The 11359-nt window shown below is 65.3% G+C and carries 11 protein-coding genes; 7 read left to right on the forward strand and 4 right to left on the reverse strand.

What is annotated here, in order from left to right:
• Nucleotides 1-7 precede the first annotated feature (7 nt).
• From modA to modC, 3 genes are read left to right on the forward strand one after another with little or no spacing between them, the layout of a single operon-like run.
• Nucleotides 8-766, forward strand: coding sequence for a molybdate ABC transporter substrate-binding protein (gene modA, locus RT513_RS05210; protein WP_290687682.1), 759 nt, complete (start codon nt 8-10; stop codon nt 764-766).
• A complete protein-coding gene (modB, locus tag RT513_RS05215; protein WP_088214128.1) occupies nt 766-1443 on the forward strand; it encodes a molybdate ABC transporter permease subunit in 678 nt (225 codons plus the stop codon). Before modA ends, modB begins: the two co-directional genes overlap by 1 nt.
• Nucleotides 1440-2519: a molybdenum ABC transporter ATP-binding protein gene (gene modC, locus RT513_RS05220; RefSeq protein ID WP_290687684.1), complete on the forward strand. Its 1080-nt coding sequence runs from the start codon at nt 1440-1442 to the stop codon at nt 2517-2519. Before modB ends, modC begins: the two co-directional genes overlap by 4 nt.
• Before the next feature lie 155 nt (nt 2520-2674).
• Here the strand turns inward: modC and RT513_RS05225 are convergent, their stop codons facing one another.
• Together RT513_RS05225 and RT513_RS05230 are read right to left on the reverse strand one after the other, a co-directional pair.
• Complete coding sequence (locus tag RT513_RS05225; protein WP_290687686.1) at nt 2675-3826, reverse strand: autotransporter domain-containing protein; 1152 nt, start codon at nt 3824-3826, stop codon at nt 2675-2677.
• Between the two features lie 122 nt (nt 3827-3948).
• On the reverse strand, nt 3949-4458 hold the full coding sequence (locus RT513_RS05230) for a MarR family winged helix-turn-helix transcriptional regulator (RefSeq protein WP_088214125.1): 510 nt from the start codon (nt 4456-4458) through the stop codon (nt 3949-3951).
• Nucleotides 4459-4646: 188 nt separating this feature from the next.
• On the opposite strand from RT513_RS05230, the gene RT513_RS05235 reads away from it, so the two are divergent.
• Genes RT513_RS05235 through aliA form a run of 4 tightly spaced genes read left to right on the forward strand, consistent with a single transcriptional unit; the run spans nt 4647 to nt 9136 of the window.
• Nucleotides 4647-5417: an SDR family NAD(P)-dependent oxidoreductase gene (locus RT513_RS05235; protein ID WP_290687689.1), complete on the forward strand. Its 771-nt coding sequence runs from the start codon at nt 4647-4649 to the stop codon at nt 5415-5417.
• Nucleotides 5418-5447: 30 nt separating this feature from the next.
• Nucleotides 5448-6230: a 2-ketocyclohexanecarboxyl-CoA hydrolase gene (gene badI, locus RT513_RS05240; protein ID WP_088214195.1), complete on the forward strand. Its 783-nt coding sequence runs from the start codon at nt 5448-5450 to the stop codon at nt 6228-6230.
• Between the two features lie 52 nt (nt 6231-6282).
• Nucleotides 6283-7443 (forward strand): cyclohexanecarboxyl-CoA dehydrogenase, encoded by a 1161-nt coding sequence (gene aliB / locus RT513_RS05245; RefSeq protein WP_290687695.1) that lies wholly within the window; start codon nt 6283-6285, stop codon nt 7441-7443.
• Nucleotides 7444-7471: 28 nt separating this feature from the next.
• Complete coding sequence (gene aliA / locus RT513_RS05250; RefSeq protein WP_290687698.1) at nt 7472-9136, forward strand: cyclohexanecarboxylate-CoA ligase; 1665 nt, start codon at nt 7472-7474, stop codon at nt 9134-9136.
• 55 nt (nt 9137-9191) lie between these two features.
• Here the strand turns inward: aliA and RT513_RS05255 are convergent, their stop codons facing one another.
• Nucleotides 9192-9893, reverse strand: a complete 702-nt coding sequence (locus tag RT513_RS05255; protein WP_290687700.1) for a glutathione binding-like protein — start codon at nt 9891-9893, stop codon at nt 9192-9194.
• Between the two features lie 13 nt (nt 9894-9906).
• The gene (gene xylB, locus RT513_RS05260) at nt 9907-11355 is read right to left on the reverse strand and encodes a xylulokinase (RefSeq protein ID WP_290687702.1); all 1449 of its coding nucleotides are present in this window, start codon (nt 11353-11355) and stop codon (nt 9907-9909) included.
• Nucleotides 11356-11359: the final 4 nt, after the last annotated feature.

Here is an 11359-nt window from a genome sequence, read left to right on the forward strand (position 1 = left end):
AACCGATATGAAACACACGCTCTTTGCTGCCGTTGTCGCCGTGCTCCCGGCGCTTCCCGCCTTCGCCGGGCAAACCAATGTCGCGGTCGCCGCCAACTTCACCGAACCCGCGACGGAGATCGCCAAGCTGTTCGAGCAGCAGACCGGCCACAAGGCGGTGCTGAGTTTCGGCGCGACCGGGCAGTTCTACACCCAGATCACGCAGGGCGCGCCCTTTGAGGTCTTCCTCGCCGCTGACAACATCCGGCCGGAGAAAGCGGTGCAGGATGGATACGGCGTGCCCGGGACGGTGTTCACCTATGCCATCGGGCAACTCGTGCTGTGGAGCAAGGATCCGGCCCTCGTCACCGGGCCGGAGGTTCTGAAATCGGATGCGTTCCACAAGATCGCCATCGCCGATCCAGCCACGGCGCCCTATGGTCTCGCCGCCGTTCAGACGATGACCGCGCTTGGTGTGGAGGAGACGCTCCGCCCGAAGGTCGTTCAGGGGACGAGCATCGGGCAGACGCTGCAATTCGTGGAGACCGGTAATGCGGAACTGGGCTTTGTGGCGCTTTCGCAGGTGATCGCGAAGGAGGAGGGATCGCGCTGGATCGTGCCGGCGGGGGATCATGAGCCGATCCTTCAGGACGCGGTGCTGCTGAAGACCGGCGAGTCCAACGAGGCCGCCCGCGCCTTTCTCGACTTCCTGAAGGGGCCGGAGGCGACAGCGGTGATCGAGCGGTTCGGCTATGCCCTGGCCAAGGACGGCGTACCGGCCAACTGATGTCGCCCGAACTCTGGCAGCCGATCCGGCTGACGCTTGAACTGGCGACGATCACCACGGTCATCCTGCTGTTCATCGGCACGCCGCTCGCCTGGTGGCTGGCGCGGTCGCGCGCGCGGTGGAAGGAAGCGGTCGCCACCGTGGTGGCGCTGCCGCTCGTGCTGCCGCCGACGGTGCTGGGGTTCTACCTGCTGATCGCGCTCGGACCTTCCGGTCCGGGCGGCTGGATTGCGAGCCTGTGGGGCGGGCGGACGCTGGCCTTCACCTTTCCGGGGCTGGTGATCGGTTCGGTGCTCTATTCGATGCCCTTTGTCGTCCAGCCGATCCGCAACGCCTTCGAGGCGATGGGCGAGCGGCCCATGGAAGTGGCGGCGACGCTCCGCGCCTCGCCGCTAGCCGCCTTTCTGAGTGTTGCGCTGCCTCTGGCGCGACCGGGTCTCATGACCGGTGCGGTGCTGGGTTTTGCGCATACGATAGGAGAATTCGGCGTGGTGCTGATGATCGGCGGCAATATTCCGGGCACGACCAAAGTGCTCTCCGTCGCGATCTACGATTTTGTGGAAACGCTGCGCTGGCGGGAGGCGCATCTGCTGGCGGGCGGCATGCTGGCGTTCTCCTTCGTCGTCATTCTCGCCATGTTTCTGTTGGAGCGGCGGATGGCGCGGGCCGGGCGATGAGCGACAGGATGCAGGCCGTGTTCAAGGGGCACCTGGGCGCCTTCGCACTGGATGCCGCGTTCGCGGCGCCTCTCACCGGCATCACCGCGCTTTTTGGCCCGTCCGGCTCAGGCAAGACCTCCGTATTGCGCGCGATCGCAGGGTTGAACCGGCTGGATGGGCGCTTCGCATTGGGGGATGACATCTGGCAGGACGACAGGACGTTCCTGCCCGTGCATCGCAGACCCATCGGCTATGTCTTTCAGGAGGCGAGCCTTTTTCCACATATCAATGTGCGGGCCAACCTGGATTACGGGCGCCGGCGGGCGCTGGCAGGCGGCGCGCGGGAGGAGATACGCCTTGACGAGGCCGTGTCTCTGCTCGGGCTTGCGCCTCTGCTCAACCGTGGGCCCTCTGCCCTGTCGGGGGGAGAGCGGCAGCGGGTGGCCATCGGACGTGCCCTTCTGTCTCAGCCGCGACTGCTGCTGATGGACGAACCGCTGGCCGCGTTGGACCGGGCGGCCAAGGCGGAGATTCTGCCCTATTTGGAAAGCCTGCGCGACCGGCTGGCCGTTCCGATCCTCTATGTCAGCCACGATATCGCGGAGGTGGAGCGTCTCGCCTCCCACATGGTGCTGCTGGAACGGGGCAAGGTGCGCGCTTCCGGCCCGCTTGTGGAGTTGGAATCCGATCCCTCATTGCCTCTGCTGCGGATGCCGGAGGCGGGAGTCACGCTTTCCGGGCGGGTGATCGGCCAGGATGCGGCCTATGGGCTGATCCGTATCGCCGTTGATGGCGGGGAACTGGTCGCGCCCGGGGAGGGCATGGGCACGGTCCGCCTGCGTATCTCCGCGGCGGATGTGAGCCTTTCCACACGCCAGCCGGAGGGGAGTTCCATCCTCAACATCCTGCCCGCGCGCATTATTGCGGCGGAAGCGGAGGGCGCCGCGATGATCGTGGTGCTGGGGCTGGGGCCGGGGGGAGAGGGTGCGCGACTTCTGTCACGGGTGACGAGGAGATCATGGGATGATCTGGCCTTGTCGCCGGGCGCGGCGGTCTTCGCGCAGGTCAAGGGGCTGGCCTTCGCACCCCGCTAGCAGGCTGCTGAAAAGCCCTGAAGTGTCGTGCGTATGCGCCGGAAATAGGAAAATCGGCGCGGAAATGCCCGGAAGTCTAGATTTCGGGTTGGATTCCGTCAGATGGCGAACGATTTCCGCCCAACACAGGCCAAAAAGCCTTTTTCAGCAGCATGCTAGAAGCGAATCTCGACGGTGACACGGCCGCGGTGGTCCTCGAAATCATCTCCGAAGCGGCCGCCGTATCCCATCTGGACAGTGCCGTTCCTGAGCGCGGCGATGCTGACCGAAGCTTCGACATCCAGAAGGTTCTCTGGCAGTTCGACGCCGCGCGCGCGGAAGGCGGGGCTACCGGAGAAAGCAGCGGTGAGGGGCGTAGATCGGTCGCCCATGTTGCCCTCCCAGCCGGCCCCGAGCCGGGCGGTCATCGGATAGGGGCCGATATCGACATTCCATATGCCACGCGCGCCCAGCCGCAGCGTGGTCAGCGACGCATCCTGATCGTCCACGCTCAGGGCCGCGACGGCGCCCCGCTCGCGAAAGCGGTCCGCGTGGAAAAAAGTCTGCGTAATGCCCAGCACCGGCTCCACTTCCACCGCTTCGAGCTGAACGGGGCGGGTCGCTTCGGCAAAGAGGCGATGGGCGCTGGCGGAGGAACTGCCGCGAACTCGCATCGTTTCTTCCAGCAACACGGTGCGGTCTTCGTCAAGGTCGTAGCGCGCATAGGTCCAGCCGCCGGTCAGGTTCCACCCACCGCGCTCTCCCAGCGCATAGACCCCGGCGTGCAGCCCGTCGGCGGTGGCAGAAGTATGGCGGTCGCGGCTGTCGAAGCTCCCGTCATTATAGCCGATCGCGACCCCCGCCCGAAGACCCTCCCAATCACTGTCCGCGCCGAGCCGGATGCCGCTGGAACGGAAGCCCGACGTGGCGAAATTGCCGTCTCCCGAAGCGTGCAGCTTGCGCGATTCCCCGTCCAGCCAGAAAAGCCCGCTGTCACCGAAGGTCGAAGTCTCCACCGCCCCCGAACCACGCCGAAGTATGCCGCGCGAGAGAAAGGCACTGTCATCGAGCAGCATCGTCCTTGCGCTTGCGATACCCTCCCCCGACAGCAGGGAATAGGCGAGACGCGTGTCGGAGGAGGTCAACTCCGCCAATGCGGCAGGGAGCGCGCCCTCCGGCTCCATCCCGGCGATCGCCCGCGCCACCGCTGCCTGGTTCGGGCGCAGTGCGCCGGTCGCATCCTGACCCAGGGGCTCGGCAACAACGGTGCCGCCTGCAAGAAGCAGGCCGGCGAACGGCAGGGCGGTTGTAAATACGGAACGGATCATTGCGACCCCCGGCTTCTGAAGGTGGTTCAGCACTCTTGCAGGCAGTCTGGGGTGAAATCCGGCGAGGGGGAGGGCAAAGTTAACGAGGTATGGCCTGCGTCGCATATTGCGACGCGTTTGCATCACCTGTCTTTTGCGTCCCGCGGCCCTGTATCAGGGTCTATCGCACTGAAATTGCCGAGCATCTTGTCCAGATAATGGATCATGTGGATCTTGTCGGAAGTGGAGAAGTCGGCAAGAGCCTGCTCATAGTAATCGGCGATCACGGGGCGCATGTTCTCGTCCCAGAGGCTCCGCCCCTTGGCCGTAAGGCGAATCAGCCGGGAGCGGTTATCACGGGCGTGGATCGCCCGTTCCACGTAATCCAGCGCTTCCAGCCGGGAGAGAACGCCTGCCAGATTCTGCCTGCTGACCATCAGGAAAGCGGCAAGATCGCCCACCGCCACACCCTCTGAGAACCCTGTCCGTGTCAGGGCGCCGAGCACAGCCCATTGCTGTGTGGTAATGCCGTGATCTTCCAGCGCCCGCGTGCCCGTTTTGTGCAACATGTTGGCGCATTGATACAGCCGGAAGAACAGCCGGTTGCTCAAACCGAGCGACATATCCCTGAACTGATCACTGTCTTTTGCCATGAGGCAACATGTTCCTTGGCGAGGCTTCCGTCAAGCTGTGATGAAGCATGAACGTAAATATGTTGACATATATTATGGAGACGTGTTTCCTGTCTTCAGGGAGGCAGCACGGGATTCGAAAGAAAAGGCGCTTAAAACCGCTTTCGTTATGGAAAACCTGCTGCCGGAGAGAAATCGAGGAGGCGAGAATGCGCGGCCTAAAAGGTAAAGTAGTTGTCATAACGGGTGGGGGCGGAGGTATCGGTTCCGCGACCTGCAGGCGCTTTGCCGGAGAGGGCGCGCGTGTGGTCGTGGCGGATATCGGAGAAGCCGCCGCGAACCGCGTGGTGGAGGAAATCCGCGCGGAGGGTGGTGAGGCCACGGCGATGATCGTCGATCTGACCGACTATCAGGCCACGGGCGCCGCCGTGGCGCGGGTGGAGGCGGAGTTCGGCCCCATCGACATCCTCGTGAACAACGCGGGCTGGGATCTGTTCGTGCCGTTCCTGAAGCAGGAACCGGATTTCTGGAGCAAGATCATCGACATCAACCTTCGGGCGGTGCTGAACATCACCAAACCGGTACTCGCCTCCATGGTCGCGCGCGGCGTGGCGGGACGGGTCGTGTCCATCGGCTCCGATGCCGGCCGGGGCGGGTCTTCGGGCGAGTCGGTCTATTCCGCCTGCAAGGCCGGGGTGATCGCGCTGTCGAAAACGCTGGCACGGGAACATGCGCGGCACGGGATCACCTTCAACACCGTCTGTCCGGGCGTGACCGAAACGGCGATGCTGGAGCAGTTCATGGAGGCGGCCGGCGACAAGGAGAAGCTGCGCGGCGCATTCGCAAAAGCGGTGCCGATGGGGCGTCTTGGGCAGCCCGACGATCTTCCGGGCGCGATCCTGTTCTTCGCGAGCGACGACGCGGCCTTCATCACCGGTCAGGTGATTTCGGTCTCCGGCGGTCTGACGATGCACGGGTGAGGGGAAATCATGGCGTATGAGGGGGAGACGATGACCTACGAAGACATCCTTTACGACATTCGCGGCGGTGCTGCCTGGATCACGATCAACCGGCCCGACAAGTACAACGCCTTCCGTGGACAGACGGTGGACGAGCTGATCCATGCCTTTCAGACAGCAGGCTGGGACCGCTCCGTCGGGGTGATCGTCTTGACCGGCGCAGGCGACAAGGCGTTCTGCACCGGCGGGGATCAGTCGGCCCATGACGGGCAATACGACGGGCGCGGCGTGATTGGCCTGCCGATCGACGAGCTGCAGTCGCTGATCCGCGACGTGCCGAAGCCGGTGATTGCGCGGGTGAACGGATTTGCGATCGGCGGCGGCAACGTGCTGGCCACGATCTGCGACCTGACCATCGCCTCGGAGAAGGCGCAGTTCGGGCAGGTCGGCCCGAAGGTCGGCTCGGTCGATCCGGGGTTCGGCACCGCCTATCTGGCCCGCGTGGTGGGGGAGAAAAAGGCGCGCGAGATCTGGTATCTCAACAAACGCTACACCGCCCAGGAGGCGCTCGCCATGGGGTTGGCGAATGCGGTTGTCCCGCATGAGGAGCTGGATGCGGAAGTGGACCGCTGGGTGGCCGAACTGATGGAGCGCTCCCCGACGGCTCTGGCGCTGGCAAAGGTGTCGTTCAACGCCGACAGCGAGAATATCCGGGGTATCTCGGCGCTCGGGATGCGGGCGCTGTCGCTCTATTACGACACCGACGAAAGCAGGGAAGGCGGCGTCGCGTTCCGCGAAAAGCGCAAGCCCGATTTCCGCAAGCACGCGAAATAGGCAGGGAGGCCGGGTGGCCGGAGCGCCACCCGCACCGGTTTGGGAGGACAGGGTGCAACCGACGATTTTCGACACAGATGACCTCAGCGCGCTCCGCGATCTCGCGCGCAAGTTCGCGGGCGAGAAGCTCGCCCCCGGCTACCGTGCGCGGGAGAAATCGGGCAGCTTCGGCCCCGATCTGGTGCGGGAGATGGGAAGCCTTGGCCTCATCGCGCCCGAACTGCCGGAGGAGGTGGGCGGCCTGGGAGCAGGCAGCATCTATTCCGGCGTCATCATCGAGGAGATCGCGCGCGCCGATTTCAACTTCGGCTACATCAACGTCCTCGCTTCCCTGAACGGCCAGATCCTCGCGAACTTTGCGAACCCGGAGATCCGGCGCGACTGGCTTCCCCGGCTGACGGCGGGGGAGATCATGCTGGCGATCGCCCTGACCGAGCCGCGGGGCGGATCGGACGCGGGGAACCTCGGCCTGAAGATGGAGCGGTCGGGCAACCACTATGTTCTGAATGGCGAGAAGACCTCCATCTCCGCGGCCGATCAGGCGGCGGGAACGGTCGTATTCGCGCGGACGGGCAGGCCGGAGGACAGGGCGCGGGGGGTTTCCGCGGTCTTCGTGCCGATGGACACGCCCGGTATTTCCACCACACGGTTCACTGATGTCGGCCAGCACGCGATCGGGCGGGGGTCCATTTTCTTCGACAATGTGAAGGTGCCGACGGATCACCTTCTCGGCGATGAGGGGCAGGGATTCGTGCAGGTCATGCAGGGCTTCGACTTCTCCCGTTCGCTGATCGGGCTGCAATGTCTTGGCACCGCGCGGCAATCGCTCGACGAGGCATGGGCCTATATCGGGGAGCGGAAGGCGTTCGGCAAACTGCTTGCGGCGTTTCAGGGCGTGACCCATCAGCTTGCCGATTTCGACACAAAGGTGGAGGCGGCGCGGCTTCTGTGCCTGAACGCGCTGTGGCTGAAGGACACGGGCCGTCCCCATGTGGCGGAGGCGGCGATGGCGAAGTGGTGGCCGCCGCTTCTGGCCTATGAGGCTATCCATGCCTGCCTGCTGATCCACGGCCATGCCGCCTATTCGAACGAATTGCCGTTCGAGCAGCGGCTCCGCGATGTGCTCGGCCTCCAGATCGGGGACGGCACCGCGCATATCATGAAGAATATCATCGCCCGGGAGCGGGCGGGACGCGCCGCCGTCGGCGCCTGACCGGACCGAAAGCAGGGGGGAGGAGACCATGCACTTCGATGCCGTTCTGATAGAGCCGCGCCGCGCCCGGATGGAGGCGGAAGGCCTCTGGCCGGGCAAGACGCTGCTCGACTATTTCGAGGAGGCGCTGGCGGAAGCACCGCAGGCGCGGGCGCTGACCAGCGTCACCGTGGGCACGGGGGAGACGCGACATCTGACATGGGCGGAGATCGAGCACCTGTCCTGGCGCGCGGCCGAGGGGCTCCGGCGGCTCGGCCTCCGGCGGGATGATGTTCTGGCCTGCCAGCTGCCCAATTCGTGGGAGTTCGTGGTGCTCTACATCGCCTGTCGGCGGCTTGGCATCGTGTTCAATCCCGTGATGCCCATCTTCCGGGAGCGGGAGCTCCGCTTCATGCTCCGCCATGGCGAGGCCAAGGTGCTGGTTGTGCCCAAGACCTTCCGCGGCTTCGACCATGAGATGATGGCGGAAGCGTTGCGCCCCGATCTGCCGGACCTCTCGCATGTCGTCGTCGCGGGGTGCGAGGGGGAGGGCAGTTTCGAGGCGCTGCTGCTGGACCCTACGCTCGACGATGCGCCGGATCTGCGAGAGGTGAGCCTGCGGGACAGGGGCGATGCGAATGCCGTCTGCCAGCTCATCTACACCTCCGGCACGACCGGCGAGCCGAAGGGCGTGATGCACACGGCCAATACCATGTATTCCAACCTCCTCGCCTATGCGGAGCGGCTGCGGCTGGACGGATCGGACGTGATCCTGATGGCCTCTCCGATGGCGCATCAGACCGGGTTCATGTATGGCTTCCTGCTGCCCGTGATGCTGAAGGCGCGGATGGTGCTGATGGACAGCTGGGACAGGACGCTGGCAGCTGGCCTGATCGCGAGCGAGGGTGTGACCTTCACCATGGCCTCCACCCCCTTCCTGATGGACCTTACCAATGCGGTGGAGGAGGGGGCGAGCGACAGCCGGAGCCTTCGGATCTTCCTTTGTGCGGGAACCGCGATACCCGGCCCGCTGGTGGAGCGCGCCGGTCGGGTGCTGGGCGCGCGGATCGTTTCTGCCTGGGGCATGACGGAGAACGGGGCGGTGACGGTGGTGCCCCTCGACGACGCGCCGGACCGCTCCGCCCGGTCGGACGGCGCGCCGCTCCGGGGCATGGAGGTGCAGGTGCGGGGGGCCGAAGGCAAGCCTGTCCAGCCGGGGCAGGAGGGCGAATTGTTTGTGCGCGGCTGCTCCAACTTCGCGGGCTATCTCAGGCGGCCCGATCTGAACGCCACCGATGCGGAGGGCTGGTTCGAGACGGGCGATATCGCGCGGCTGGAGGCGGACGGCCATATCCGTATCGTCGGCCGGTCCAAGGATGTCATCATCCGGGGCGCAGAGAACATCCCCGTGGTGGAGGTCGAGGCGCTTCTCTACAAACATCCCGCCGTGTTGCAGGTGGCGATCGTCGCCTATCCCGACGACCGGTTGGGGGAGCGGGCCTGCGCCTTCATCGTGCCGAAGGAAGGGAAGGGCATCGACTTTGCCGAGATGAGCGCGTTCCTTGCAAGTGAACAGCTCGCCCGGCAGTATGTGCCGGAGCGACTGGAGATCCGCGAGCGGCTGCCCGCCACCGCCTCCGGCAAGATCCAGAAATTCGCCCTGAGGAACGAGCTCAAGGTGGAATACGAGCAGAGGCGATCGGCGACGGCCTGACAACGGCGCCGATCACGATGATCCGGGTGCGTAGCGAGTGATTTGGTTTCCTTAATCAGGAACGGGCGGGGATGCTCAGTCCCCGCTCCACTGCGGGCCGCGCGAGGCAGGTTTCGAGCCAGCGGGGCACCGCTTCCAGCTCGGCATAGTTCACCAGCTCGCCCGCATCGTAAAACCCGATGAGGTTCCGCACCCAGCCCAGCGTCGCGATATCCGCAATGGTGTAATCCGGCCCGGCGAGGAAGGCCGTCTTCCGAAGCTGTCCTTCCAGTACCCGGAGCAGGCGCGCGGACTCCGTGGCGTAGCGGTCACGGGGGCGCTTGTCTTCGTACTCCCGCCCCGCGAAACGGTGAAAGAATCCCAGCTGGCCGAACATCGGTCCGATGCCGCCCATCTGGAAGAACACCCATTGCAGCACCTCGTAGCGCTCGGGGCCTTCAGGCAGGAACATCCCGGTCTTTTCGGCCAGATAGACAAGAATCGCCCCGGATTCGAACAGGCCGAGCGGCTGTCCACCCGGACCGGACGGATCGAGGATCGCGGGTATCTTGCAGTTGGGGTTCAGCGACAGAAAGGCCTCGGTCCACGTCTCGTCCTTGCCGATATCGATGAAATGCGGCTCGTAGGGCAGGCCCATCTCCTCCAGCATGATCGACACTTTCACGCCGTTCGGGGTGGGTGTCGAATAGAGTTGCAACCGCTCGGGATGCTTTGCAGGCCACCGTTGCGTGATGGGAAAGCGGGAAAGGTCCGACATGTCCGTCTCCATATCAAAGGGTTGCGAGCAGCGGATACAGGCTGCGGTAGCGTTGGCGGGCCGTGTCGAATGCCGGGCGGAGTGCTGCATCGGGGAAAATGACATTATCCGCGGGCGGCGCGGTGCAGATGACAAGCGGATCGGCCCCGGTCGCGGCAATCAGCCCGAGCCGCGCGGCGCCAAAGGCCGCGCCGAAGTCGCCGCGTGCGGGAAGCTCCACGGAGATGTCCAGCGCCGTCGCGATGGCCTGCAACCAATAGACGGAGCGGGAGCCGCCGCCGATCGCCGTCACCCGCGACACCTCTGCCCCTGCGGATCGCAGCGCGGCAAGGTTGTCGGCCAGTGCGAAGGCCACACCCTCCATGACAGCCTGCGTCATCTCCGCCCGGCCCGTCTCATGGCCGAGCCCCGTAAACGCACCGCGGATGCGTGCGTCGTTATGCGGCGTCCGTTCCCCAGAGAGATAGGGCAGGAAGGTGACCGGCCCCGGTGCGCGCAGCACCTCCCCCAGTTCGGCCGACAGATCCCCGGCGGTCGCGCCGGAAGTGCGCGCGTGCCAGTTCAGGGCATCTGCTGCAGACAGGATCACGCCCATCTGGTGCCAGCGGTTCGGCAATGCGTGGCAGAAGGCATGCACGGCGCTTTCCGGCTGCGGGCGCCACACGTCGTTCGCGGCAAAGAGCACGCCGGATGTCCCGAGCGAGACAAACGCCTGCCCCTCGGACACCATACCCATGCCGACGGCGGAGGCGGCATTGTCTCCGGCCCCTCCCGCCACCGTCACCGCACCGTCGATGCCCCATGCGCGCCGGAGCCGGTCGCGAAGCATCCCGCCCGGTTCGGTTCCTTCCACCAACCGGGGCATGTGGGCGCGGGTGAGGCCGGTCGCGGCCAGCAGCTCGTCTGACCAGTCACGCGCCCCGATATCGAGCCAGCTCGTGCCGGAAGCATCGGACATTTCCGAGACGTGGTCCCCCGTAAGCCAGAGCCGGAGGGCATCCTTGGGCAGCAGCACCTTGGCCACGCGGGCGAAGGCCTCCGGCTCATGCCGGGCGATCCAGCGCAGTTTTGGCGCGGTGAACCCCGGAAAGACGATGTTGCCGGTGATGCGGCGAAAGGCGGGTGTCGCGTCCATCTCTGCCGCTTCTTCCGCCGCGCGCGTATCATTCCAAAGGATCGACGGACGGATCGGCCTGTCTGCGGCGTCGTAGAGCGTCGCGCCATGCATCTGGCCGGACAGGCCGATCCCTTTCAGCGCGGAGAATTCGGCAGGATGCGCTTCCCGGACGCTTGCGATGGCGGTTTCGGCGGCGGCGATCCAGTCTTCGGGGGCCTGCTCCGACCAGCCGGGGTGCGGGCGCGAGACGTGGAGATCCGCTGTCGCGGAGCCGAGGATATGTTGGCTTTCGTCCATCAGGAGCGCCCTGATACCCGAAGTGCCCAGATCGAGGCCGAGGAACATGCTT

Origin of the sequence: Haematobacter sp. (assembly GCF_032102465.1) — a bacterium.
Classification (GTDB): Bacteria; Pseudomonadota; Alphaproteobacteria; order Rhodobacterales; family Rhodobacteraceae; genus Haematobacter.